Source organism: Janthinobacterium breve (assembly GCF_051380895.1).
Lineage (GTDB): Bacteria > Pseudomonadota > Gammaproteobacteria > Burkholderiales > Burkholderiaceae_D > Janthinobacterium.
The window spans coordinates 238,688-262,593 of sequence record NZ_JBNYXY010000005.1 but is presented as its reverse complement, the minus strand read 5'-3'; the positions used below and the strand labels follow the sequence as shown (position 1 = coordinate 262,593).

The 23,906-nt window shown below is 62.6% G+C and carries 22 protein-coding genes and 1 riboswitch; of the genes, 12 read left to right on the top strand and 10 right to left on the bottom strand.

Annotated elements, in window-relative coordinates; translation table 11 throughout:
- Positions 1–91: 91 nt before the first annotated feature.
- The 4 genes from ACQ4W0_RS11515 to ACQ4W0_RS11500 all read left to right on the top strand — a co-directional run bounded on the left by ACQ4W0_RS11515 (position 92) and on the right by ACQ4W0_RS11500 (position 5,625).
- Complete coding sequence (locus tag ACQ4W0_RS11515) at positions 92–511, top strand: hypothetical protein (RefSeq protein WP_436576841.1); 420 nt, start codon at positions 92–94, stop codon at positions 509–511.
- Entirely contained in the window at positions 508–2,634 is a 2,127-nt protein-coding gene (locus tag ACQ4W0_RS11510) for a PAS domain-containing sensor histidine kinase (RefSeq protein WP_436576840.1), read from the top strand. Before ACQ4W0_RS11515 ends, ACQ4W0_RS11510 begins: the two co-directional genes overlap by 4 nt.
- An 87-nt stretch (positions 2,635–2,721) precedes the next feature.
- A complete protein-coding gene (locus tag ACQ4W0_RS11505) occupies positions 2,722–4,878 on the top strand; it encodes a S46 family peptidase (RefSeq protein ID WP_436576839.1) in 2,157 nt (718 codons plus the stop codon).
- 213 nt (positions 4,879–5,091) lie between these two features.
- Positions 5,092–5,625, top strand: a complete 534-nt coding sequence (locus ACQ4W0_RS11500; RefSeq protein WP_436576838.1) for a hypothetical protein — start codon at positions 5,092–5,094, stop codon at positions 5,623–5,625.
- Positions 5,626–6,100: 475 nt separating this feature from the next.
- Here ACQ4W0_RS11500 and ACQ4W0_RS11495 read toward each other — a convergent pair whose 3' ends face one another.
- Together ACQ4W0_RS11495 and ACQ4W0_RS11490 are read right to left on the bottom strand one after the other, a co-directional pair.
- A complete protein-coding gene (locus tag ACQ4W0_RS11495; protein WP_436576837.1) occupies positions 6,101–6,715 on the bottom strand; it encodes a class I SAM-dependent methyltransferase in 615 nt (204 codons plus the stop codon).
- 58 nt (positions 6,716–6,773) lie between these two features.
- Positions 6,774–7,412, bottom strand: coding sequence for a TetR/AcrR family transcriptional regulator (locus ACQ4W0_RS11490; protein WP_436576836.1), 639 nt, complete (start codon positions 7,410–7,412; stop codon positions 6,774–6,776).
- A 67-nt stretch (positions 7,413–7,479) separates the two neighbouring features.
- On the opposite strand from ACQ4W0_RS11490, the gene ACQ4W0_RS11485 reads away from it, so the two are divergent.
- From ACQ4W0_RS11485 to ACQ4W0_RS11475, 3 genes are all read left to right on the top strand, one after another.
- On the top strand, positions 7,480–7,998 hold the full coding sequence (locus ACQ4W0_RS11485) for a DUF2867 domain-containing protein (protein WP_436576835.1): 519 nt from the start codon (positions 7,480–7,482) through the stop codon (positions 7,996–7,998).
- An 86-nt stretch (positions 7,999–8,084) separates the two neighbouring features.
- On the top strand, positions 8,085–8,696 hold the full coding sequence (pnuC, locus tag ACQ4W0_RS11480; protein WP_436576834.1) for a nicotinamide riboside transporter PnuC: 612 nt from the start codon (positions 8,085–8,087) through the stop codon (positions 8,694–8,696).
- Positions 8,696–9,244, top strand: a complete 549-nt coding sequence (locus tag ACQ4W0_RS11475; protein WP_436576994.1) for an AAA family ATPase — start codon at positions 8,696–8,698, stop codon at positions 9,242–9,244. The genes pnuC and ACQ4W0_RS11475 overlap by 1 nt, the downstream gene beginning before the upstream one ends.
- Here ACQ4W0_RS11475 and ACQ4W0_RS11470 read toward each other — a convergent pair.
- Positions 9,241–11,385, bottom strand: a complete 2,145-nt coding sequence (locus tag ACQ4W0_RS11470) for a TonB-dependent siderophore receptor (protein ID WP_436576833.1) — start codon at positions 11,383–11,385, stop codon at positions 9,241–9,243. The genes ACQ4W0_RS11475 and ACQ4W0_RS11470 overlap by 4 nt on opposite strands.
- Positions 11,386–11,472: 87 nt before the next feature.
- A riboswitch (TPP riboswitch) is annotated at positions 11,473–11,570 on the bottom strand.
- A 66-nt stretch (positions 11,571–11,636) separates the two neighbouring features.
- Positions 11,637–12,794 (bottom strand): iron-containing alcohol dehydrogenase, encoded by a 1,158-nt coding sequence (locus tag ACQ4W0_RS11465; protein WP_436576832.1) that lies wholly within the window; start codon positions 12,792–12,794, stop codon positions 11,637–11,639.
- 142 nt (positions 12,795–12,936) lie between these two features.
- On the opposite strand from ACQ4W0_RS11465, the gene ACQ4W0_RS11460 reads away from it, so the two are divergent.
- Together ACQ4W0_RS11460 and ACQ4W0_RS11455 are read left to right on the top strand one after the other, a co-directional pair.
- Positions 12,937–13,242 carry a ferritin family protein gene (locus ACQ4W0_RS11460; RefSeq protein ID WP_436507582.1) on the top strand — a complete coding sequence of 102 codons (306 nt, stop codon included), beginning with the start codon at positions 12,937–12,939 and terminating at the stop codon, positions 13,240–13,242.
- 93 nt (positions 13,243–13,335) lie between these two features.
- Entirely contained in the window at positions 13,336–13,815 is a 480-nt protein-coding gene (locus ACQ4W0_RS11455) for an Imm26 family immunity protein (RefSeq protein ID WP_436576831.1), read from the top strand.
- A gap of 43 nt (positions 13,816–13,858) precedes the next feature.
- Here the strand turns inward: ACQ4W0_RS11455 and ACQ4W0_RS11450 are convergent, their stop codons facing one another.
- Both ACQ4W0_RS11450 and ompR read right to left on the bottom strand, forming a co-directional pair.
- Positions 13,859–15,217: a sensor histidine kinase family protein gene (locus tag ACQ4W0_RS11450; RefSeq protein WP_436576830.1), complete on the bottom strand. Its 1,359-nt coding sequence runs from the start codon at positions 15,215–15,217 to the stop codon at positions 13,859–13,861.
- Between the two features lie 13 nt (positions 15,218–15,230).
- Positions 15,231–15,932 carry an osmolarity response regulator transcription factor OmpR gene (gene ompR / locus ACQ4W0_RS11445; RefSeq protein WP_223278807.1) on the bottom strand — a complete coding sequence of 234 codons (702 nt, stop codon included), beginning with the start codon at positions 15,930–15,932 and terminating at the stop codon, positions 15,231–15,233.
- A 264-nt stretch (positions 15,933–16,196) separates the two neighbouring features.
- On the opposite strand from ompR, the gene ACQ4W0_RS11440 reads away from it, so the two are divergent.
- The gene (locus ACQ4W0_RS11440; RefSeq protein ID WP_436576829.1) at positions 16,197–16,586 is read left to right on the top strand and encodes a hypothetical protein; all 390 of its coding nucleotides are present in this window, start codon (positions 16,197–16,199) and stop codon (positions 16,584–16,586) included.
- 167 nt (positions 16,587–16,753) lie between these two features.
- A complete protein-coding gene (locus ACQ4W0_RS11435; RefSeq protein ID WP_436576828.1) occupies positions 16,754–18,613 on the top strand; it encodes a flagellar assembly protein A in 1,860 nt (619 codons plus the stop codon).
- Here ACQ4W0_RS11435 and arfB read toward each other — a convergent pair whose 3' ends face one another.
- Entirely contained in the window at positions 18,614–19,012 is a 399-nt protein-coding gene (arfB, locus tag ACQ4W0_RS11430) for an alternative ribosome rescue aminoacyl-tRNA hydrolase ArfB (protein WP_436576827.1), read from the bottom strand.
- 196 nt (positions 19,013–19,208) lie between these two features.
- Here arfB and ACQ4W0_RS11425 point away from each other — a divergent pair, with 196 nt between their 5' ends.
- Positions 19,209–19,709: a chemotaxis protein CheW gene (locus ACQ4W0_RS11425; RefSeq protein ID WP_436576826.1), complete on the top strand. Its 501-nt coding sequence runs from the start codon at positions 19,209–19,211 to the stop codon at positions 19,707–19,709.
- Positions 19,710–19,746: 37 nt separating this feature from the next.
- On the opposite strand, the gene ACQ4W0_RS11420 is transcribed toward ACQ4W0_RS11425, so the two are convergent.
- From ACQ4W0_RS11420 to dapE, 3 genes are read right to left on the bottom strand one after another with little or no spacing between them, the layout of a single operon-like run.
- Complete coding sequence (locus tag ACQ4W0_RS11420; RefSeq protein ID WP_436576825.1) at positions 19,747–21,744, bottom strand: ATP-binding cassette domain-containing protein; 1,998 nt, start codon at positions 21,742–21,744, stop codon at positions 19,747–19,749.
- A gap of 49 nt (positions 21,745–21,793) precedes the next feature.
- A complete protein-coding gene (prmB, locus tag ACQ4W0_RS11415) occupies positions 21,794–22,684 on the bottom strand; it encodes a 50S ribosomal protein L3 N(5)-glutamine methyltransferase (protein WP_436576824.1) in 891 nt (296 codons plus the stop codon).
- 56 nt (positions 22,685–22,740) lie between these two features.
- Positions 22,741–23,877: a succinyl-diaminopimelate desuccinylase gene (gene dapE / locus ACQ4W0_RS11410; protein ID WP_436576823.1), complete on the bottom strand. Its 1,137-nt coding sequence runs from the start codon at positions 23,875–23,877 to the stop codon at positions 22,741–22,743.
- Positions 23,878–23,906 lie beyond the last annotated feature (29 nt).

Here is a 23,906-nt window from a genome sequence, read left to right as displayed (position 1 = left end):
GTTTTCACGCGTGGCTTGAGTGCTAGAATGCAAAATTGTCAATTGCCGGCCTGACCTCTTGATTTACCTCAAATCCAAGCTGCAGCAGCGTTTGATGCCCCTGTTTCTTTACGCCTTGAACCGCGATGGCGTTTTGCTGTTGGGCAGCGCCGACACGCCTGGACATTCTTCAGAGCCGTTCGCACCGCTGACGGCATCCGCCAGGCTGTCCCGGCGCCCTGACAACTTTGCGCACCAGCTTGCCGACGTGTCGCTGGCGGCTACCCCGCGCCGGGGCCTGCAGCCGAACCCCAGGGTGCTGGAACCGGCGCAGCAGTTGATCCAGGCACGCAATGACATTCATGCTGTTTGCAATGACATCCAGACCTCGCGCAACGAAGTCAAACCGGCTAAGAAGGAATGGCAAGTGAGCAATGAAAAGTTGCAATCGGCGAAGATACACGAAGCCCGGCTGCGCCAGATCCAGTCCGGCGCCCTAGCAGACGGGAAAGCAGGAAAGAGGGCGTCATGAGCGAACCATTCGACGACGGTAGCATGCCGGCCAGATTGCGGGCGCAGGCCGAGCAATTGGCGCAGCAGCGCCAGCAGATACCGCCGCCGCAGTCGAATGATGAGGTGATGCGTCAGACGCAAGAGCTGCAGCTCAGGCAGATCGAACTGGAAATGCAGAGTGCGGCCCCGGGCGAACTGGAACAGATGAGGGCTGAATTTGAAAGCCGCCGCGACCTTTATGCGCAGCTGTATGAACAGGCGCCCGTCAGCTATTTTTCAGTGGCGCGCGAGAGCATCATCACGCGTGTCAACATGGCTGCCTGCGGTTTGTTGCAGCGTGACAAGAGCCAGCTGCTGGGACGGCGTTTCGAGCAATTTGTCGCGCCCCAGGTGCAGATTGGTTTCCGCCATTTCCTCGACGCCGTCTTCAGCAGCGGCGCGCGTCAGGTAATCGAGGTGCAACTGTTCGAAGGCGTAGCGGGCCGCACGGGTCGCATGGTGCGCATCGAAGCCAATGTCGACGCAGCCAGCGCCACGGCGCGCATGGTGGTGATGGACCTGGGCCACGAGCATGCGCGCGAATCGGCCTTGCAACGCGCCTTCGTCATCCTCGACAGCATACGCGAAGGCGTGCTGGTGACCGACAGTGGCAACCGCATCATTTCCGTCAACCCCGCCTTTACCACCATCACCGGCTACCAGGCGGAGGAAGCCATCGGACGCGATCCGTCCTTCCTCGGCGGCGGCACGCATTTGCCGCATTTCTATAAAGCCATGTGGCGCAGCCTGCACCAGAATGGCAGCTGGTATGGCGAACTGGTGAACCGGCGCAAGAGTGGCGAGCGCTTCGTCGAATCGCTGTCGATCACGCCCATGCGCAACCAGGATGGCGACATCAGCCATTTTGTCGGCGTGTTTTCCGATATCACAGAGCGCAAGCTGGCCGAGGCGGACTTGCGCGAACTGCATCGCGAGCTGGACCAGCGCGTCATCGACCGCACGGCCGAATTGCTGCGAGCCAACCAGCATCTGCAGCTGGAAGTGCACCAGCGCGAGCGGGCGCAGGAAGCCTTGCGCGATGCCGAGCGTTTCTTTCACGCCACCATCGATTCGCTGACGGACCGGGTGCTGGTGCTGGACCGGGCCGGCAGCGTCGTGCATGCCAACCAGGCGTGCCTGGCCTTTGTCGGGGAAACGCCACGGCCGCTGCAGTACCTGGAATTTTGCGAGACGGACCCGCGCTGGCAGCGCAGCGCCGGGCGCGAGCTGGCCGCCGGCATCCGTTCCGTCATTGCCGGCACTGCCGACACGTTTGCGCTCGAGTATGAATTTGCCACCCGCTCAGGCCCGCGCTGGTCGCAGGCCAGGATCAGCCGTTTCCTTGGCGAAGAGCCGCTGCGCGTGGTGGTGGCGCACACGGACATTACCGAACGCAAGCTGATGGATGGCGCCCTGCGCCAGTCGCATGCGCAGCTGCGCCAGCTGGCGCTGCATCTGGAAACGGCCAAGGAAGACGAGCGCAAGCGCATCTCGCGCGATATCCACGATGAACTGGGGCAAAACCTGCTGGCGCTGCGCATCGATATTTCCATGCTCAGCGCGCGCACCGAAGGTTCCCATCCGCGCCTGCACCGCCGGGTCGGCGCTGTGCTCAGCAATGTCGACACCACCATCAAGAGCGTGCGCGGCATCATGAACGAGCTGCGCCCGATGGCGCTGGACCTGGGTTTGCAGGCCGCCATCGAATGGCAGGTGGGCGATTTCCGCAAGCGCAGCGGCGTCGCTTGCCGCCTGCTGATACGCGACGAGGCCCTGTTTGCCACCATCGGCAGCCAGGTCGAGATCGTGCTGTTCCGCATCGTGCAGGAAGCGCTCAGCAACGTCATGCGCCACGCCCAGGCCAGCCAGGTCGAGATCGAGCTCAGTTCGGATGCCTGCGCCGTGTACGTGGCCATCAGCGACAACGGCATCGGCATCACGCCGCAGCAGCAGCGCAAAAAGCAGTGCTTTGGCCTGATCGGCATTGCCGAGCGGGTGACGGCGCTGGGCGGCCACTTCGAGGTGGGCCTGCCGGCGTCGGGCGCCGGTTGCCGTTTGTCCCTGCAGATTCCCTTGCCGGGGGCGGGGCGGCCGGCCGCCTGATACAGAAATTGCAATGGGTTAATTTTTGGCGACTCAGGCCCCCTGGACAGGCTATACTTTCGCCTGCTATTTATGGAGGGGCATATCTTGTTCAAAACAATAGTTTTACCAGTCGCCTTACTGGGCGCGTTCGCCGGCGCACACGCCGACGAAGGGCAGTGGCAACCACACCAACTGCCACAGCTGAAAGCCGAACTGAAACGGGTCGGCATCGACATTCCTGCAGAAAAACTGGCCGACCTGAGCAAGCACCCGATGAGCGCCATCGTGTCGCTGGGTGGCTGCTCGGCCGCTTTCGTCTCCGACGCAGGCCTGGTGGTGACGAACCACCATTGCGCCTACGGCGCCGTGCAGCGCAATTCCACGCCAGAACACAATTACATCACCAACGGCTTCCTGGCCAAGACGCGCGCCAGCGAGCTGCCGGGCGGTCCGAACAGCCTGGTGTATGTGACGGACAAGGTAGAGAACGTCAGCGAGCGCGTGCTGAAAGGCTTGACGGCCGACATGAGCGGCCGCGCGCGCCACGAAGCCGTGGAAAAGCGCGTCAAGGACCTGATCGCCGAATGCGAAACGGACAAGATGTACCGCTGCTCCGTGCCCGCCTTCCACCGCGGCCTCGAGTACTACCGCATCCGCCAGATGATGATACGCGACGTGCGCCTGGTGTACGCGCCATCGGACAAGATCGGCAACTTCGGCGGCGACATCGACAACTACGAATGGCCGCGCCACACGGGCGACTACTCGTTCCTGCGCGCCTACGTGGGCAAGGATGGCCGTCCGGCCGACCCGTCGCCCGATAACGTGCCGTACAAATCGAAGGACTTCCTGGTGGTCTCGGCCGAAGGCTTGAAAGCCGGTGACGGCATCTTGCTGGCGGGCTACCCCGGCCGCACCAGCCGCTACAAGCTGCCGGCGGAAATCCGCTTCGCGCGCGACACGGCCTTTCCCCTGAAAGTATCCGAACTGCAAGCTGACCTGGCCGTGATGGCCGACGCCACGAATGGTGATGCGGCCGCTGCCGTGCGCTATGCGAGCGTGGTGAAAGGCATCAACAACGTACTGAAGAAAACCCAGGGCTTGCTCGACGGTTTCGCCCGCAAGGACATCGCCGCCATCAAGGATGTGCAGGATGCCGAATTCCGCGCCTGGTATGCGAAGCAGCCGAACGTCTCGACCACCCTGCTGGCCGAACTGGATGCGGCGATCGCCAGCGACATGGCCTTGAGCGAAGAAGAGTTCGCCTGGTCGGTGGCCACCAACAGCGACTTGCTGAAAAGCGCGCGCACCATCTACCGTTTGTCGCTGGAGCGCCAGAAAGCGGACGCCGAGCGCGAATCGGGCTTCCAGCAGCGCGATCTGGCCTTCATCAAGGCCCGTCTGGCGCGTCTGGAGCAGTCGTATGTCAACAAGGTCGACCAGGCGCGTTTTGAAGCGGGCCTGAAGCGTTACGCGCAGCTGGCGGCGAAGAGCCATCCGCAAGGCCTGGACGCGCTGCTGCCGGCGCCAGGCGCCGTAGCGGCCCTGTACCAGCAGACGCAACTGGCTGACACGGCCAAGCGCCTTGCCTGGCTGGAAAAGGACCAGGCCGCTGTTGCCCAGTCCGACGACGCCTTCATGCAGCTGGCCATCAAGTTGCAGCCGGTCGAGGCGGCGCTGGAAGAGCGCCGCAAGGAAATCGACGGCAACCTGGAACGCGTGATTCCGCAATACATGCAAGCCGTGATTGCCTGGAAGAAATCGCAAGGCAAGCCGGTGTATCCTGACGCCAACTCGACCCTGCGCGTCACGTACGGCACGGTATCGCCGTACTCGCCGCGCGACGGCATCACCAAGGGCCCGTTCACGACCGTGGAAGGCATCGTCGAGAAATTCACGGGCAAGGCCCCGTTCGAAGCGCCGCAAGCGCTGCTCGACGCCGTCAAGGAAAAACGCTACGGCCAGTTCCGCGACCCGGTGCTGGGCACGGTTCCCGTCAACTTCCTCACCAGCGCGGACACCACGGGCGGCAATTCCGGCTCGGCCGTGATGAACAAGCGTGGCGAGCTGATCGGCCTGAACTTCGATTCGACGTATGAATCGATCACCAAGGACTGGTACTTCGACACGGCCATCACGCGCGCCATCCACCTCGACATCCGCTACATGCTGTGGGTGATGCAGGAAGTGGACCACGCGGATAACTTGCTCAAGGAAATGACGATCAAGTATCCGAAGGCTGCAAAAGCCGCGAAGAAGTAAGCATTAATTTGCGCTAGCGCATAGCCGCATCCGCCGCAGGGCCGATGCGGCTTTTTTGCGGCGGTGCAGGGGAGAGCAGCCGCATTTATGCGCCGGTTTGTGGTCTCCACATCGCCCGCACTGCACACGTGGCAGTCGCCTGCCGCCTCGGGGGGGGGGCCACGTATAATTCCCCTCACCATCCACCGTTATTCTTTTCCGACAGGCCCCGCCATGCCCTTGACTCCCGATTCGCAGCTTGATTGGCACGCGTTTGAAACGGCATACGCCGTCGAAGAGACCTGGTTCAAGCTGGCCAGCGCATCGCTGGCAGTGCTTGGCGCATCCGCTTTCAAGGATCAGGTATTTACAGCCTTTGCTTTCAACGCCGTATCGTTTCCATCCATTTCCTTGAGTTTTGACACCGATCCCGATAACAGGGAGCGCAATGATTACCCGCCGGACTGGTCGAACGAGTGCATGGAAGTCGATGTGCCGGAAATGGGCCAACTCTGGGAGGACGGCCATGCAAGGATCGAAGGCGCGCTGCTCGAGCTGATTGACACCGCCGATGACGAGCTGCTCTGCGCCATCGAAGAGGGCTATCTGCACAGCCTCAGGAAAACGATGGTGCGGCTTGAAACGAGCCATGCTTTCGAACAGATCAGGACATGCGCGCGTTTCTGGACCGTGGTCACGCAAGTCGATGCCGATACCGATGAAGAGGAGCGCCTGCTCGACCAGGTGCGCCGGCGCCTCCTGACGTGAGCATCCGCCGCCATTGCCGGCGGCCTTCTATATCAGGGCTTTCCAGCGCATGATTTCCCCGTCCGTCAGCGTCGGCCCCCAGCCGCCCCCCCAGCGCCGCATCGTGCTGAACAAGTTCCTCCAGCGCGCCAAGCAGGTGCCCGGGTATGGCCATGCGTACGTCCTCCGGCCAGGGGTCTCCCATGCCCGTCACTGCCAAGGATGCAAAGCCGCGTTCCCAGGCTGCAAAATCCCCAGGCTGGACCTGCGCCACTTCCCACACGTGCCCGGCGAACGCGGACAGTGCCGGATGATGAATGTCAAAGCGCCGGCAAAAGCGTTGCAGACACGTCACGGCAATGCATTGCCTGGCAATCACGGAGAGCGTATCTATCGATATGTCATGCATAAATAATGGTGTTTCAAAAAAATAATGGCTAGCCTCGGCTGAATGCGCGCATTGTCAACGCCCTGGCGCACGCTGCTTCAGCTCGAATCATTTCTCAAAGACAAGCCAGGACCAGCTTACCCCCGCCTGGCGATTCTGCTGCTGAACGGATGGCGCCTGCGTACTCAACATCAATTTGAGCTGGTATCGCATCGCGAGGTCTGCCGTTTCATTGGCAGAGACATCAAAGATGCGACGGCCTTCAGGGGCTGGGCCATGCCTCAGGGATATGACGAGCATGGCGAAGGGCTTGAGCAACTTGCTGATATTGCCCATCGCCTCGATCCTTTCTTCCGCTGCCAGATGCATCCAGACGGCCGCGACGACAATAAGGTCATACCTGGCAGGGCGCGCTCCCAGCGTGGAAAGAGCGGGGAGGCTGTCGTTCACCCATTCGATGTTGGCCAGGGCATGCGCCTTCATGCCCGCCTCGCGGAAGGCTGCAACGGGTTCAAGCGCGGTCACTTTGTGGCCTGAGCTTGCAAGCCACGCCGCGTCGCCGCCTGTCCCGGCGCCGATGTCGAGCACGGCGCTCGATATCGTCGGCAAGAGATGACTGACGGGCCGGTATTTATCAAGGAATGTAACGTTGTCGTATCGTGCAATGAGCTGCGCTGCGTTTTCTGCATAGCCCTCGGTGCCCGGGATAGTAGATGACTCCATGGGATCCTGCATTTCCTGCATTATCAGTCGACTCCTCTGGCGATGTCTATTGCTGCAGTCATAACGGCTTTTCTTCCGCTTGCTGATGCGCCTGCCGCAGCGCCGCCACCGGCAACTGGAAAAAGCGCGGCACCATTGCTGGCGACAGGTCGTCGCCGCTGTCCGCCATGGCCAGGCGCCCGCTCAGCAGCAGCATCACGTAGCCGTGGCCCAGCGACCAGCCGGCGCTGGCGGCGGCCTTGTCCCAGCGCGCATCGAGGCCTGCTTCGCGCACGGCCGCGCCGGCTGTCTGCAGCACATACTGGAAGCACGTTTGCGCCGCTTCCAGCAGGGCAGGGAACTGGCGCACATCCTGGTGTTCGAACATCAGGCGGTAGTGGGCAGGCGCGGCCAGGGCGAATTCGATGTATTGCTGGCCCAGCAGCTGAAAACGCTGCTCGGCGGGCAGGCTGCCCGGCGGCGGCAGTTCTGCCTCCCATTTCACGATCAGGCTGGCGAAGCCAGCCGCCGCCACGTCGGCCAGCAAGGCTTCCTTGCTGGGGAAGTGCCGGTAGACAGCGGCGATCGACACGCCCACCGTGCGCGCCAGTTCGCGCAGGGAGAGGGCGGCGTCGTGCTGCTGCGCCAGTTGCGCGATGGCGGTGGCGACCAGGGTGTCGCGCAAGTTGCCGTGATGATAGGTACTCGTTGTTGTCATTCTATGTTATCGCTGTTCACATTGTCGTGTATGATGTTCATGTTATCACTGAACACATGGAGAGCACATGCAAGAGATGAACATCGCCGTCCGCGCCGTGGCCTTGCCGCCCGGCGCCAGCATCGCCCCCTTGTACCCGGGCAGCAACTTGGCCGATGCGTATGCCGTCGACCTGCCGAACGCGCGCGCCCGCGAGCTGGACATGGAAAGCCTGGCGCGCATCCTGCTGGGCAGCCAGCCGGACTGGGCGCAGAGCCTGATGGTGCTGCGCGACGTCATCGTGGCGCGCTTCGGCATCAAGACGGCCAGGCAGATGGAAGCCAAGCCAGGCGAGCGCATCGGCATCTTCCGCATCTATGCGCGCAGCGCGGATGAAATCATCGTGGGTGAAGATGACAGCCACCTGGATTTCCGCCTGTCGGTGCTGCGCAACCGGGGCGCGGGGCGGCATGGCAGCGTCACCGTGTCCAGCGTCGTGCATTGCCACAATAGGGTGGGACGCGCTTACATCCTGCTGATCCGGCCTTTCCACAAGCTGATCGTGCAGCGTTCGCTGGCGCGCGCCGTCAGGGGGGGCTTTGCCTGAGGGAGAAAGGGGCGTGACGCTGCGGGCAATCTTGCTTATTCATGGCCGGTATTGCATACTGCGCCACCAGCCTCATCACGATTCCCATGAACGATACGCTTCTCCTGCTGGGTTTTGCCACCACGCCGCTTGAACTGATTTCCTTTGTCCTGGCACTGACAACCGTTGCGCTGAATATCCGCCAGAATCACTGGGCGTGGCTGTTCGCCATCATTTCCTCGGCTGCCTACGGTTTCGTCTTTTTCGAGTCGCGCCTGTATGGCGACATGGCCTTGCAACTGCTGTTCATCAGCGTCTCGTTCTGGGGCTGGTACCAGTGGCTGCATCCGGCCAGCGGCGGCAAGACCCTGCCCGTCACGCGTCTGAATGGACGCGGCTGGCTGGCCTGCGCTGCTGGCTGGCTGGTCGGCTTCCTGCTCATCGCCTGGCTGCTGACGACGACGGACACGGACGTGCCCCATGCGGATGGTTTCCTCACGGCAGGCAGCCTGGTGGGGCAATTCCTGTTGTCGCGCAAGAAGCTGGAAAACTGGATCGCCTGGATCATCGTCGACGTGCTGTATGTCTGGCTGTACCTGCACAAGGGCCTGACTCTGACGGCTGTGCTGTATGCCTTCTTCGTCGTGATGGCCATCATCGGTTTGCTGGCGTGGAGAAAGTCGGCACCGGCCGCGCCCGATGCCATGGTCCTCAAGTGATGGCGCCTTGCGTGCGCGTGGCGATCCTGGGCGCGGAATCGTCGGGCAAGTCGACCCTGGCGGCCGCCCTGGCCGAGCGCTACGGCAGCGTCTGGGTGCCGGAATACTTGCGCGAATTCGTCGAGACGCAGGGCAGGGTGCCTGTCGCAGCCGACCAGTATGGTATTGCGCTTACGCAAGTCGAACGCGAAGCGGCCGCCGCCGCGCAAGCCAAACAATTCCTGTTTTGTGACACGACGCCCTTGATGACGGTGGTCTACAGCCGCCATTATTTTGATGGTGCGGACGCGCAGCTGGCGGCGCTGGCCGATGCCACGCAGTACGACGTGACGTTGGTGACGGCGCCCGACAGCCCGTGGGTGGCCGACGGCTTGCAGCGCGAGTCGGAAGCCGTGCGCCAGCTGATCTACCGCTATCTGCTCGACGAGCTCGACGCGCGCGGCATCGTCTACCACGTCTTGCACGACAACCTGGAGGCGCGCCTGGAACAGGCGGCGCCTTTGTTACAGCAGGCGCTCGCTGCAGCGCCTGCCATTTCCCTCAATTAAAAGTCAAACTGAGCCGATACCTTGAACGTGCGGCTGGCGCCCGGGTACAGATAACCATCGGACTCCGGCGTCACGTCGCGCCAGTAGAACTTGTCGGCCACGTTGTTGACGGCGGCGCGCAGCACGGCTGTCTTGCCGGCGATGCGCGTGGCGTAGGCGGCGCCCAGGTTGAACACGTGGTACGACGGCACGAAAGTGGTGTTGTTGTACTCAAACGCTTTCTTGCCCGCATATTCCCAGCTACCGTTGACGCTCAAGCCGGCCACCTGTTGTACGGCATAATCCGCATGCACGGCCGCCTTGAAGGCGGGCACGTTGGGCACGCGCTTGCCGTCAAGCGACGCTTCGCCCGTGTTCGATTGCTGGCTGTTCAGGGCCGTGAGCGAGACGCCCAGGTTCAGGTCGCGGGTCGCCTTGCCTTGCGCGGATAATTCCAGGCCACGGTGCTGCGCCTGGCCTTCACGCACGAAGTAGCCGGCGGCGTTCTGGAATTCCAGGCCCTTGCGGATCTGGAACAGGCTGGCCGCGACCATGAAGTCCGGCGTCACATCCATCTTCACGCCGAATTCGATCTGCTTCGAGCGGCTGGGCGTCAGCTCTACGTTGGCATTCATCGCCTTGCGGTCGGCCGTGCCGCCATGTTCCATGCCCTGCGAGTAGGCCGCATACACGGAGACATTGTCGAGCGGGGTGTAGACGAGCGCTACGTTGGGCAGCAGGAAGTCGTGTTTGGCGCGGATTTCCGTGTCGGCTTTCAACACATACTGGTAGCCGTCGACATTGATATGGCGCAAGCCGCCATGCAGCTTCCAGTTCGGCGCCAGGCTGACGATATCCTGCACGAAGACGGCGTTTTCCGTATCCTTGCGCACCAGGCGCACGGGACCCGTGACGCCGGGCGAGGTGCCGACGATTTGCGGCTGATAGATGTTGCTCACGCCCACCCAGTCGTACACGTACAGGCCGGCGCGGTCCTTGCGGCGGAAGGTCGATACGCCGGCCGTCAATTCGTGGCGCAGGGCGCCGGTGGCGAACTTGCCCTGGATCATGGCTTGCGCGCTCAGGGGCTTTTTCGTCTCGCCCAGGCTGCGGTAGTCATACACGTCGTAGTCGCCATTGCCGCAGAAGCCAGGGTACAGGTCTTGTCCGCTGCAACCATACGGGAAGGCTGTGTAGTCGTCGCGCTTGAACGAGTGCTGGTTGGCCGACAAGGTGGCGTGCCAGTCGTCATTGAATGCATACTGGAAGCGCAGGCCGATATTGCTGGTGACCGTTTCCACGGGGCGCGTCCACGGCTGCAGGTTGAGCATGGCGTCGGCGCTGATGCCGGTTGGCAAGGTTTTATTGTTCAGCAGCTGGAAGCCGGGCGCCGTCGCCTGCGCCTTGTCCTGGTAGTCGGCGTCCAGTTGCAGCAGCGCTTGCGGCGAGATTTGCCAGTCGAAGGCGCCGGAAATGAACTTGCGGTTGCCGTCCGCGCCCTTGATGTAAGAGCGCAGGCGCTCGGCTGCCACGTTGACGCGGTAGCCGAAGCGCGTGTCTTCCAGGCGGCCGCCCAGGTCGACGGCGCCGTACAGGGTGCCCCGTTCGCGCGCTTCCACGGTGACCGTGCGCAATGGCGCGGCGGTGGGGCGTTTGACGATGAAGTCGATCACGCCACCGGGCGCGGCCACGCCTGCCTGCAAGCCGGCCAGGCCCTTCAGGACTTCGATGCGCTCCTTGTTTTCCAGCGGAATTTGGGTGTCGCCAGGAATGGCCACGCCATCCTTGCGGTAGCTGGAATTATTGTCGAGCTTGAAGCCGCGGATGGAAAATTGCTCCGCATAGCCGACGGCGTTGTAGGCGTCGTTGATGCTGGTGTCGAGCTTGACGGCATCGCTGAGATTGCGGATTTGCAAGTCCTGCATGTCTTTTTGCGAAATGACGGTGACGGACGCCGGCGTCTGCAGCAGGGGTGCGTCGGAAAAACCGCCCACGGAGGCGCGCTTGGCGGCCGGTGCCTTGCTGGCCGTGACGACGACTTCGGCCATGCTTTGCGTGTCGGCCTGCGCTTCGGCGGTGTCAATCGCGGCCAGGGCGGGCGCGGCAAACGCGTGCAGGATGGCCAGGGTCAAAATGGAAACAGATAAATTCGGTGTGGACATAGATTGCTCGTGGTTCAAGCCGTCTCTTGCGAAAGAGCACGGCAGGCTGCTTGTTCGGCTGGCGCCAACGCAGGAGCTATCAAAGGAGGGAGGTACTTTGCGCTTTCCTTCGCTGGCATTATCCAGATCAGGTACGAAGGGTATCTCTCACCCGGATGACTGCTCCAGGACCCCTAGCGGTTGACAGCTTAGCATGAAGCACGGCCAGCTGTCCCAACTGGCTGACCGTTTTACAACAGTGTGGGCAGCTTCTACAAGCTCAGTTCCAGCACCTTGCGGCTGACGGCTGGCGTGATGTCGCGCTGTTCGCCCAGCGCCGTCATGCCGTGCGTTTCCAGGGCGGCCACGACGGCGTCCACGCTGGCGTGATTCAGGCCGTAGTCGGCCAGGCGCGTCTTGACGCCCATGTGGCGGAAGAAAAATTCCGTGCGCGCGATGGCCGCCTCGATGCGGCCATCCTCGTCGCCGCCATCGAGGCCCCACACGCGGGCCGCATATTGCAGCAGCTTGGCGCGCTTGGCCTGCTTGCGCACGCGTAGCATGCTGGGCAGGATGATGGCCAGGGTTTGCGCGTGGTCAAGTTCATACAGGGCCGTCAATTCGTGGCCGATGGCATGCGTGGACCAGTCCTGCGGCACGCCCACGCCGATCAGGCCGTTCAAGGCCAGGGTGGCGCTCCACATCACGTTGGCGCGCACATCGTAGTCGTCCGGGTGCGACAGGGCTTTCGGGCCTTCCTCGATCAGCGTCAGCAGAATGCCTTCGGCGAAACGGTCCTGCACGGAGGCATTGACGGGGTAGGTCAGATACTGTTCCATGACATGCGCAAACGCATCGACGACGCCATTGCCCACCTGGCGCAGCGGCAAGGTAAACGTTTTCGACGGGTCCAGCACGGAAAATTTAGGATAGACCTTGCGGCTCATGAACGAGCGCTTTTCCTGCGTGGCCTTGCGCGTGATCACGGCCGAGCCATTCATTTCGGAACCCGTGGCCGGCAAGGTGAGCACCGTGCCGAAGGGCAGGGCGGCTTCGACGATCTTGCCGCCTTTCGCCAGGATGTCCCAGGCATCTCCCTCGTGCAGGGCGGCGGCGGCGATGAACTTGGTGCCATCGACCACGGAGCCGCCGCCGACGGCCAGCAGGAAGTCGATGCGCTCGTTTTTCACCATGGCCACGGCCTGCATCAGGGTTTCATAGCTGGGATTGGGTTCGATGCCGGCAAATTCGAGCACCGTATGGCCGGCCAGCGCTGCCCTGACTTCATCGTAGACGCCGTTCTGCTTGATACTGCCGCCGCCGTAGGTCATCAGGACCCGCGCCTGCGGCGGGATCAGGCCGGCGATGGCGGCGATCTGGCCCTGGCCGAAGAGGATTTGCGTTGGATTGTAAAAGTCGAAATTGAACATGGGGCTCCTGCCGCTGAAGTTTAGGCTGTTGCTGAGCCATGATTATGGCCGAACGGGTGGAAACGTGTCGTGGACGCTTGAGCTTTTCGCCCGCGCGGTGGAGAATGCAGCCGATGTCACCACCACGCGAAAAGGAATGCGCATGACCACCGTCCCACTGGAAGAAGCGGGCTTGCCGGCCACGGCACTCGACATGCACCGCGCCATCGGCGCCACCATCGCCGCGCTGCAGGCGCTGGATTTGAACAGCCAGCGTTTCGAGGCGTGCACGGACCCGGAACTGCGCCGCGTGCTGGCGCATGCAGGCGACACCAGCCGCAAGGAAGCGGCCATGCTGCTCGAATGGATGCGCCGCCGCGACGCGCGCCTGGACACGGCCATGAAGGAAGCGCTGTTCAAGGCGGGGCCGATTGTTGCCCAGTATCATTATGACGAGAAAATAGTGTAACTATTGGTTTGTTGCCGTGGCGTACCATGCGCCACTTTCGCCTTGCATCGCGTAGACTGTGCCCCGAACACGTTTTTGGGAGAGTTTGCAACGATGAGATCATTACCATACCGAGAAGGCAGCTGGTTTGCCGTGCCCCTGCCGGGCGGCGGCTATGCCGTCGGCGTGGTGGCGCGCAGGGCGCCTTCCGGGCGCATCATGCTGGCGTACATGTTCGGGCCGAAGCGCGACAGCCTGCCTGCGCTGGACGAACTGGAAGGCTTGCGGCCGGAACAGGCCGTGCGCCGCCTGCGCACGGGCGACATGGCCCTGCTCAACGAGCGCTGGCCCCTGCTGGGTGACAGCCACCACTGGGAGCGCGATGCCTGGCCCATGCCGGCCTTTATCCGCCGCAATGAATCCTTGCAGCGCGCCTGGCGCGCCATCTATGCGGACGCGGACCCTGCCAAGTTGAACCGTGAGGAATCGATACCCTTCGATACGCCGGGCATGGAAAGCGATTCGCTGTACGGCTACGGGGCGACGGAATTGTTGATGAATAAATTGCTGGCGCCGGAGCAGGCGTCGGTTTAATCACCGGGGTCAGGCCCGACGGGACTGACCCCGGTGTGTTAGCTTACGCCGCTGGCAAGCTGATCTGAAACGCCAGGCCGCCACCTTCGCGGTTGCGCACTTGTAAGTCAGCGCCATGGCGCAGCAGCACGCGGTCGACGATGGCCAGGCCCAGGCCGGCACCGTTGGCTTGCCCGCGTGCCGTGTCGAGGCGGGTGAACGGTTTCAACAGTTGCTCGATCTTTTCCGCCGGCACGCCCGTGCCGTGGTCCTGCACCTCGATAATCACCTTTTTCACGCCGTGGCTGGTGCGCACCTGGCAGGCGATATCGATTTCCGTCATGTCGCTGCCCGGCGTCTTGCCATAGCGGCGTGCATTCTCGACCAGGTTGTTCAGCACGCGGCGCAAGTCGGTGGGATTGCCCATCGCATGCGCGCCTTCCGCGATGGTGGCATTCATCTTCACGTCCGGCAGGCGCATCGCTTCGCGCGTCATGTCGCTCAGCAAGCCGCTCAGGTCCACGTTCGTAAAGCTCGACGCTTCCGTCGGCTTGGCATAGTCGAGGAACTGGCCGATGATGGCGTCCATTTGCCCGATATCGGACTGGATGCCTACACGCGCCTCATCCGACAGGTTCGCCATTTCCACTTCCAGCTGCATGCGCGTCAGCGGCGTGCGCAAATCGTGCGAAATGCCGGCCAAAATCACGGCGCGGTCCGATTCCACCTGCTTCAAATCATCGACCATCTGGTTGAAGCTGCGGTTCGCCTCGATGATTTCGATCGGGCCTTTTTCCGGCAGCGGCGCCGGCTGCTTGCCCTTGGCGATGTCGCGCGCGGCCGCCGTCAAACGCGACAGCGGTAAATTGATCAGGCTGGAAATGATGGCTGCGCCCAGCAGCGATAGCAGGGAGACCAGGCTGGCCCAGCCCAGCCACTGGAAGCCCGTCAGGCCGCGCAAACGCTCGCGGTCCAGCATCAGCCAGTACTCGTCGTCGTCGATCTTGAAGCTGACCCAGAAACCGGCCACGCCGTTGACGCGCGCGGAAAAGCGCGTGTCCTTGCCCAGCTTGGCTTTCACCTGCGCCTCGATCTCGGGCATCAGGTAATTGTCGGGCGGCGGCTCGATGCGGTCGTCCTCTTCCAGCGAGAAGATGCGGATGCCTTCATTGCTGACGAGGTCGAACAGCAGTTCGCGCCGCAACTCGGGTGCCGAGTGCGTCAGTGCCGCATGTGTGATGGTGACGACGGAAATGATCTGGGCGGAAATCTGCTGCGCCTGCGGCTCGCGCTGGATGACGGAAATCATGCCGATCCAGGTGATCATGCTGACCGTGGTCAAGGTGCCGAGCAGCAAAAAGGTGCGCCAGAACAGGCCGCTTTTCAGCCGCGCCAGGCTGATATCGGGAACAAGCTTCATCATGCCTTGCCTGCGATCAGCGCGGCTGTCCGTCCGGGATGAAGACGTAGCCCAAGCCCCACACGGTCTGGATGAACAGCGGGCTCGACGGATCGGGTTCGATCAGCTTGCGCAGGCGCGAGATTTGCACGTCCAGGCTGCGGTCGAATACTTCGTATTCGCGGCCACGCGCCAGTTCCATCAGTTTCTCGCGCGACAGCGGCTGGCGCGCATGGCGGGCAAACACTTTCAGCACGGAAAACTCGCCTGTTGTCAGGGGCACCGTTTCGCCATTCTTTTTCAGGGTGCGCGTGCCCAGGTCCAGCACGAAGTCGCCGAATTCGAAGGTTTGCGGCGTTTCCGACGGCGCGCCCGGGATTTCATCGGGACCCTTGCGGCGCAGCACGGCGCCGATGCGGGCCACCAGTTCGCGTGGGTTGAACGGTTTCGGCAGGTAGTCGTCGGCGCCCATTTCCAGGCCCACGATGCGGTCCACGTCTTCGCCCTTGGCCGTCAGCATGATGATCGGTGTCTGGTCACCCGCGCCGCGCAGGCGGCGGCAGATCGACAGGCCGTCTTCGCCGGGCAGCATCAAATCGAGCACCAGCAAGTCGTAGCGTTCGCGCAGCCACAGCTTGTTCATGGCCGTAGCGCTCTCAGCCGTGAAGACATTGAAACCCTGTTCAGTCAGGTAGCGGCGCAGCAGATCGCGCAGTCGCACATCGTCATCGACCACCATGATTTTTGCCTGGTGGCCGTGGATCGATTGCGTAGTCGTATTGCTGCCGGAAGTGGAGGTTGTGGTCATTTAAGGTGTCGTGTTATCTTATATTAGTTGCTATAGTAACGCCTCGCGCAGCGTCGGCAAGGGGCTGTGGCGACCCATTACAAAGTGTTACAAACTTTACCCAATTACTCTTACTGCACCGTGTAAAGCATCATACACTGGGGCCACAGTGGAAATCAGCTTTAAGTTTATACGGCATCGCGGAAGAGGAACTCAATGAATATCTTTACTAAAAAAATTCACGCCGCTCCCAGCGCAGCTATTGCCGCACGTACGACTGTACTGTCCGCATTTGCCGTTTGCTCCGTGTTTGCCGCCAGCCTGGCGCTGGCACAAAACCAGCCGCCGCCACGCCGTGACGACCAGCCGCAAGTGCAGGCCCAGCGCTATGAACAGGTACAGCGCAGCAATAGCAATGATACGCGACTGCGCGAACAGCGTGACGCACGCAGTTTCGACACGCGCGCCGAAGAGCAGCGCCGCGCCAACGAGGGCGCCGACGCCTCGCGCCGCACGGGCCGCATGACGCCCGACGAGCGCCGCGACCTGCGCCGCCAGATCAACGAAGTGGGCCAGGATATTTATTCGAATCCCCCGCGCCGCTAGTTACTTGGGCATCGCGCACCCCATCCGACAGGGCCATCTCGCAAGACATGGCCCTGTTTGCATCTGGCAAGCACATTTTTGCCGAGTCAGGCACGCCGCCACGCCCCGTGATATTGTTCCAGTGCACTGAGGCAATTCTCTGAATGTGTTGCTGGGGGAGGCAAGTGGTGAGCGACGACGACACACCCGTTCCTGATGCTGCGCAAGCGGGCAGCTTGCCGCACGGCTTCGTCCAGCGCGACGAGGGCGTGTGGCTCGACCTGTCCCTGGCGCCCGCACAGTTGCGTGCCGCCGTCGACCAGCTGTTCCAGTCGGGGCAGTTGCTGGCGGGTCTCGATTACGCTTTGTTCCTGTTGACCCTGTTCCATACCCCCGCGCCCCGCGCCGCGCCCAAGGGCGACGCCTTGCTGCGCATCGCCGCCCGCGTGGCGCCATTCCCGCCCCAGCGCCGCGCGCTGTATAAACAAATCAAGATCTGCGGCGACAGCGCCGAGTTTTACTTCGAAGCGCTGTCGCCTGACGCGGATGGCCAGGTGCCGGCCCGCCGCGAGTTTGACGAGCTGGTGGCCGACCTGTGGTGCAAGGGCGTGCACTATGGCATCGATGGCGTGGCCGTGCGCGCCATTCTGGGCAGCGGCAAAGCCGAGCGCATCACGGTGGCGCGCGCACTGCCACCGCAGCCGGGGCGCGACGCGCAGCTGCTGGAAGTGTCGCAAGGCATCCACCGCAACGACGCGCCGCGCGAACGCTACGATGGCCGCCTGGATTTGCTCAGTTTCAAGAACCGTTTTCCGCAAGTGAAAAAACGCGCGCGCCTGCTGCGGCTGCTGCCCGGTGCGCCCGGCTTGCCCGGCTACGACCTGGCCGGCACGCTGCTGCCGCCCCCCGCGCCGCTGGAGCTGGACCCGGTGGCGGTGGCAGGTCCGGGCACGGTGGTCGAGCGCTTCAGCGATGGCGATTACGTCGTGGCCACCCAGGATGGCTATGTGAATGTCGATGAACACGGCAAGATTTCCATCGAAAACAAGATCGTCAGCCGCGAAGGCGTCAGCAGCCGCACCACGGGCAATTTGAAGCTGCGCGCCGCGTACGAAGAATATGGCGAAGTGCAGGAGCAGCGCCAGCTCGACGGCAGCGACATCACCATCCATGGCGATGTGTATGGCCATCTGCACTCGCATGGCGGATTAATATGGCTGCAGCGTAATCTGGTGGGCGGTACGGCCTTCAATGAGTATGGCGACGTGCGCGTCGAGGGTGTCGCTTCCGGTTCCGTGCTGCAGGCGCTGAGTGGCGAAGTCCACGTGAAGCGCGCGGAAAGCTGCGTCATCGCCGGCAAGCGCGTGGTGATCGACCATGCCAGCAATTGCGAGATCATCGCCGACGAGGTCGTCATCGAGCTGGCCGAAGGCTGCGCCGTGGCGGCACGCACCATCCGCATCGGCAGCGCCGGTCCGCGCAAGCAGGTGGAGATGCTGCTGTTCCCGCTGGTGCCCGATTTGAGCGCGCTGGAGCAGAGAATTGCGGAAAGCCTGGAGAAGGCGGCGCAGCACCAGCAGGCGCAGCACAAGCGCCAGCAGGAAATTGATGCCATTGCGCAATTGCCCGAGGTGCGCAACTACCTGGCCCTGGCGGGCCAGCTGCGGCGCGGCGAGTTGCAGCTGCAGCCGGCGCAGCAACTGCAGTACGACAAGCTGGCCGCGCGTATCGGCCCCGTGTTGAAGGAAGTGGCGCGCCTGCGCGTGGAGGTGAAACAGTCGGAAATCCTGCAGGCGCAAATGCTGGCGCTGGTGGAGCAACTGCGCCAGCAGCGGCAAGCGACGGCCGGCCAGTCGCGCTGCAGCCTGGGCCTGGTCGACGGCGAAACGGCGGTGCGCGCCATGGTCGTGCCGCCCGGGCCGGCCAAGGTCTACGACCGGCCGCCGAAAGAGATCAAGGCGCTGTTGCGCAGCGCCACGCCGGCCACGCAGCCCGTGTTTGCGGACAGCAGTGGCAGCCTGGACTGGATCTACCAGCCGCCACCCTGATCAGTCCATAACTTTGCCGCGCGATTGCTTGAGCACGCTGTGCGTGCTCTTGCTGTCGAGGCGGCGCCGCTGCGAGCTGCGCGTGGGCTTGGTGGCGCGGCGCACGGCGGGCAGGAAGGTCACGCTGTCGATGATTTCCTGCAAGCGCCGCAAGGCTTCTTCCTTGTTCTGTTCCTGACTGCGCGACTGCTGCGCCTTGAGCACCAGCACGCCATCCTTGCTGATGCGGCTGTCGCGCAGGGCCAGCAGCCGTTCCTTGTACGCTTCCGGCAGCGACGAAGCGGCGATGGGAAAGCGCAAATGGATGGCGCTGGATACCTTGTTGACGTTCTGCCCGCCCGGGCCCTGGGCGCGGATGGCGGAGAATTCAACTTCAGCGGGATTGACGAGGTGTTGCATGGCCTGCCTGTGGGGAAACGATGCCCGTATTGTAAGGGAAGATGGCTGCGCCGGCGCAAGGCTGGGCCGGTCGGCCGATGATGTCTTCCTGGAAAGTTGATGTTTCTCAACGCCGCCTGCGGCGATGCTGGTTAGCATGGGGCCAACGTTGCGCCACTGCGCATCCTGGCAGCACTTACCGGATGAAAGGAACATCATGCAGCCCACGACGACGCCTGGCACCGCAGCGACGGCGGAACGTAGCACCGCGCAATACCTGACGCAGTACTTGAGCTTCCGCTTGGGCGGCCTGGAATACGGCCTCGATTACCGCTGCGTGCGGGAATTGCGCCCGCTGAAGGAGCTCGACCGTTTTTCCTCGGAAGGGGAAGTGCTGCACAGCGTGGCTGTCTCGCGCGGCGTGATCATCCCCATCGTCGACATGCGCGCCGCTTTCGGCAGCGCCCGGGGCGTGCCCGATCCGTCCACCGACGTGATCATCTTGCAGCTGAGCAATGGCGTGATGGGCATGGTGGTCGATGGCGTCACCGATATCGTCAGCCTGGCGCCCGCCGACATCGCCGCCGTGCCCGGCCTGGGCGAGGCGGAAGCCGATTATTTGCTGGGCCTGGGCACGGTAGCCGGGCGCAGGCTGATCCTCGTCGACATCGACCGCCTGATGGCGATTCGCAGCCCCAGCCCCATGCAGGCAGCCTGAAAAAAAGACGACCCTGGGGTCGTCTTTGTGTTGTGCGTTAGCCGAGTTTCTCTAACTGATCCTGCAAATCGAGCCATTCCGCTTCCAGCTGCGCCAGGTCCTTGGTGAAGAAGGTCTGGTCGGCCAGCAATTGCTTGAGCTTGGCCTTGTTGGCCGCGTCGTAGATGGTCGGTTCACCCAGCTTGGCTTCCGTTTCCGCCTTTTGCGCGTTGCGCTTGGCGATCTGCTCTTCCTGGCGCTTGATCTTGTTTTCGATCGGCTTGCGCAAGGCGGCTGCCTTCTGGCGGTCTTCCGCTTCCTGGCGCTTGTCGCGCACGGGCGCTGCAGGGGCGGCCGCTACCGGCGAAGGTACGGAAGAAGTCACAGGGAAGTCGGTCTTGTTGGCTTTGCCGGCGGCCGGCAGCACGTCCGTGCCTTTGCCCAGCTTGGTCTTGAACAGCCAATCCTTGTAGTCGTCCAGGTCGCCGTCGAACGGCTGCAGCTTGCCGTCGGCAACGATGATGAATTCGTCCGTGGTGGCGCGCAGCAAGTGGCGATCATGGGATACGACGACCAGGGTGCCTTCGAACTGGGCCAGCGCTTCCGTCAGCGCTTCGCGCGTTTCCAGATCCAAATGGTTGGTCGGTTCATCGAGCAGCAGCAAGTTCGGACGCTGCCAGACGATCAGGGCCAGCGCCAAACGGGCTTTTTCGCCGCCCGAGAACGGCGCGATCGAGGCGGTGACCATGTTGCCGGGGAAGTTGAAACCGCCCAGGAAGTTGCGCAGTTCCTGCTCGCGCACGGTCGGGGCGATCTTGGCCAGATGCCACAGCGGCGATTCGTCATGGCGCAGCATTTCCACCTGGTGCTGGGCGAAGTAGCCGATGTTGAGGCCCTTGCCCATGGTGGCGTCGCCCGTCAGCGGCATCAGTTCGCCGGCGATGGTCTTGATCAGGGTCGATTTGCCGGCGCCGTTCTGGCCCAAGAGGCCAATGCGCTGGCCGATCTGCAGCGAAAACTTGATGCCGTTGACGATGGTTTTATGCGTGATCTCGCCCGTCGCTTCGTTCTCGATCTTGTAGCCCGCATCGACGTCTTCCATCACCATCAATGGATTCGGTGCCGACAGCGGCTCGCGGAACTCGAACGAGAATTCGGCGGCGGCGCGCAATGGCGCCAGTTCTTCCATTTTCGCCAGCGCCTTCATGCGGCTTTGCGCCTGACGGGCTTTCGAGGCTTGCGCCTTGAAGCGGTTCACGAACGATTCCAGGTGGGCACGCTTGCGCTGCTGCTTTTCCAGCGCGCCGGCGGCCAGGATCATCTGCGCCGCGCGTTGGCGCTCGAAGCTCGAGTAGTTGCCCGAGTAGCGTTTCAGTTTGCGTTCGTCGATATGCACGACGACGTTGACCACTTCATCGAGGAAGTCGCGGTCATGCGAAATGATCAGCAAGGTGCCGGCGTAGCGCTTGAGCCAGTCTTCCAGCCAGATGATGGCGTCCAGATCCAGGTGATTGGTCGGTTCATCGAGCAGCAGCAGGTCGGACGGGCACATCAGCGCTTGCGCCAGGTTCAAACGCATGCGCCAGCCGCCGGAGAAGCTGGCTACCGGTTGCTGCATCTGGTCCAGCGTGAAGCCCAGGCCCAGCAGCAACTGCTCGCCGCGCGACTGCACCGTGTAGGCGTCGGCATCGGCCAGCGCGCTGTACATGTTGCCGATGGCGATGCCGTTTTCCGTGCTTTCCGGTTGCGACTCGAGATGCGCCAGTTCCGCTTCCAGTTTGCGCAAGGTGGCGTCGCCGTCGATGGCGTAGTCGAGCGCGGCACGGTCCAGCGGCGGCGTTTCCTGCGCCACGTAAGCCACGCGCCACTTGGCCGGGAAATCGATCTCGCCCTGGTCAGGGTGCAGTTCGCCACGCATCATGGCGAACAGGCTCGATTTGCCCGCGCCATTGGCGCCGATCAGGCCGATCTTGTCGCCTGGGTTGAGCGTGACATCGACTTGTTCGAGCAACGGTTTGATGCCGCGCATCAGGCTTACTTGTAGGAAACGTATCATTTTTTTCTTTGTGTTGTAAATTAAGGCGCTGCGCCGCTTACGCCAGCGCTTATGCCAGCTTGAGCTGCTCGGCCGTCAGCAGGAATACCATGTCGTCGCCGGCGCTCGTCGTCAGCCAGGTCAGGCCCAGCTCGCCGAAGGCCGCTTCCGCGTATGCGCGTTCGTTGCCGATTTCTATCATCAGGATGCCGTCGTCCGTCAGGCGTTCGGCCGCGCCGGCGATGATCTTGCGCACCAGGTCCATGCCGTCGCTGCCGCCGTCGAGGGCGATTTGCGGTTCGGCCAGGTATTCCTGGGGCAGGGCGCCCATCGACGCGGAATTCACGTACGGCGGGTTGCTGATGATCAAGTCGTATTTCTTGGCCGGCACGTTGGTGTACAGGTCCGATTCGATCAAGTTGACGCGGTCTTGCAATTTATACGTGTCGACGTTGCGCTTGGCCACGGCCAGCGCGTCGGCTGAAATGTCCACCGCGTCCACTGTGGCGTTCGGGAAGGCGTCGGCCATCATGATGGATAGGCAGCCCGAGCCGGTGCACAGTTCCAGGATGTTTTCCACGGCTTCCGGTTCCGCCACCCACGGCGAGAAGTATTCAGGGATCAGCTCGGCGATGAAGGAGCGGGGCACGATCACGCGTTCGTCGACATAAAAATTGTACGTGCCCAGCCAGCCTTCCTTGGTGATGTAGGCCGCTGGCACGCGGTCGATGCTGCGGCGGTCGATGACCGTCATCACGCTGGCGATTTCCGACGGCAGCAGCTTGGCGTCGAGGAACGGTTCGAGCTTGTCGAGTGGCAACTTCAAGGTGTGCAGGATCAAATAGGCCGCTTCGTCGAACGCTTCGGCGCTGCCGTGGCCGAAAAACAGCTTGGCGGTATTAAAACGGGTAACGGCGTAGCGCAGCAGGTCGCGTGGCGTGGAAAACGGGTTCGGGGTCATGGCATTCTCGAAAAGACGGTGTTCTGGCCCGCCGTGACGGGCCTCGGTATTCTGGTTCAGACGGGCAGCAAATGCTCCAGCGTGCGCCGGTAAATATTCTTCAGGGGATCGATGTGGCGCAGTTCGATGTGCTCGTCGATCTTGTGAATACTTGCATTGGGCGGCCCGAATTCTATCACTTGGGGGCAGATTTGCGCGATAAACCGGCCATCCGAGGTGCCGCCCGTGGTCGACAACTGCGTCACAATGCCCGTTTCCGCGTGAATCGCGGACGACAGCGCATCGGACAGGGTGCCGCGCGGCGTGAGGAAGGGCAGGCCGCTGAGGGTCCACTGCAAATCGTATTGCAAGTCATGCCGGTCGAGGATGGCATGCACGCGCTCCTGCAGGCTTTCCGCCGTGCTGGCCGTGGAAAAGCGGAAATTGAAGTCGATCACCATGTCGCCCGGAATCACGTTGTTGGCGCCCGTGCCCGCATTGATGTTGGACATTTGCCACGACGTCGGCAGGTAGTATTCGTTGCCCGCATCCCACTTTTCCTCGACCAGGTCGGCCAGCGCCTGCGCCGCTTCGTGGATGGGGTTTTTTGCCAGGTGCGGGTAGGCGATATGGCCTTGCACGCCCTTGATCGTCAATCGGCCCGACAGCGAACCGCGACGGCCATTCTTGATCATGTCGCCCAGTTGCGCGCTCGACGTCGGCTCGCCCACCAGGCAATAATCGATCTGCTCGCCCCGCGCCTTCAATTGCTCGCAGACGATGACGGTGCCGTCCGTGGCCGGACCTTCCTCGTCGCTGGTAATCAGGAAGGCGATCGAGCCCGTGTGCTCGGGCGTGGCGGCGATGAATTCCTCGCAGGCCACCACCATGGCGGCGATCGAGGTCTTCATGTCGGCCGCGCCTCGGCCGTACAGCTTGCCGTCGCGCTGCGTGGGGATGAACGGCTGCGAACGCCATTGCTCGACGGGACCGGTGGGCACCACGTCCGTATGGCCGGCAAAGACAAACACGGGCGAGGTCAATCCTCGGCGCGCCCACAGGTTGGTGACGTCGTTCGACTGTATCGTCTCGCAGACAAAGCCCAGCGGCGTGAGGAGGTCGATCAGGTGCTGCTGGCAGCCCTTGTCATCGGGCGTGACCGAAGACAGGGCGATCAGTTTTTCGGTCAGGGCGAGGGTTTTGGAGGTGGTCATGGTGTAGAGCGGGGTGCTTCTGTTTAAGT

Coding starts and splice junctions, on each gene's coding strand:
- ACQ4W0_RS11510 (WP_436576840.1), top strand. CDS start 508: ATGAGCGAACCATTCGACGACGGTAGCATGCCGGCCAGATTGCGGGCG.
- ACQ4W0_RS11500 (WP_436576838.1), top strand. CDS start 5,092: ATGCCCTTGACTCCCGATTCGCAGCTTGATTGGCACGCGTTTGAAACG.
- ACQ4W0_RS11495 (WP_436576837.1), bottom strand. CDS start 6,715: ATGGAGTCATCTACTATCCCGGGCACCGAGGGCTATGCAGAAAACGCA.
- ACQ4W0_RS11490 (WP_436576836.1), bottom strand. CDS start 7,412: ATGACAACAACGAGTACCTATCATCACGGCAACTTGCGCGACACCCTG.
- ACQ4W0_RS11485 (WP_436576835.1), top strand. CDS start 7,480: ATGCAAGAGATGAACATCGCCGTCCGCGCCGTGGCCTTGCCGCCCGGC.
- pnuC (WP_436576834.1), top strand. CDS start 8,085: ATGAACGATACGCTTCTCCTGCTGGGTTTTGCCACCACGCCGCTTGAA.
- ACQ4W0_RS11475 (WP_436576994.1), top strand. CDS start 8,696: ATGGCGCCTTGCGTGCGCGTGGCGATCCTGGGCGCGGAATCGTCGGGC.
- ACQ4W0_RS11470 (WP_436576833.1), bottom strand. CDS start 11,385: ATGTCCACACCGAATTTATCTGTTTCCATTTTGACCCTGGCCATCCTG.
- ACQ4W0_RS11465 (WP_436576832.1), bottom strand. CDS start 12,794: ATGTTCAATTTCGACTTTTACAATCCAACGCAAATCCTCTTCGGCCAG.
- ACQ4W0_RS11460 (WP_436507582.1), top strand. CDS start 12,937: ATGACCACCGTCCCACTGGAAGAAGCGGGCTTGCCGGCCACGGCACTC.
- ACQ4W0_RS11455 (WP_436576831.1), top strand. CDS start 13,336: ATGAGATCATTACCATACCGAGAAGGCAGCTGGTTTGCCGTGCCCCTG.
- ACQ4W0_RS11450 (WP_436576830.1), bottom strand. CDS start 15,217: ATGATGAAGCTTGTTCCCGATATCAGCCTGGCGCGGCTGAAAAGCGGC.
- ompR (WP_223278807.1), bottom strand. CDS start 15,932: ATGGTGGTCGATGACGATGTGCGACTGCGCGATCTGCTGCGCCGCTAC.
- ACQ4W0_RS11440 (WP_436576829.1), top strand. CDS start 16,197: ATGAATATCTTTACTAAAAAAATTCACGCCGCTCCCAGCGCAGCTATT.
- arfB (WP_436576827.1), bottom strand. CDS start 19,012: ATGCAACACCTCGTCAATCCCGCTGAAGTTGAATTCTCCGCCATCCGC.
- ACQ4W0_RS11425 (WP_436576826.1), top strand. CDS start 19,209: ATGCAGCCCACGACGACGCCTGGCACCGCAGCGACGGCGGAACGTAGC.
- ACQ4W0_RS11420 (WP_436576825.1), bottom strand. CDS start 21,744: ATGATACGTTTCCTACAAGTAAGCCTGATGCGCGGCATCAAACCGTTG.
- prmB (WP_436576824.1), bottom strand. CDS start 22,684: ATGACCCCGAACCCGTTTTCCACGCCACGCGACCTGCTGCGCTACGCC.
- dapE (WP_436576823.1), bottom strand. CDS start 23,877: ATGACCACCTCCAAAACCCTCGCCCTGACCGAAAAACTGATCGCCCTG.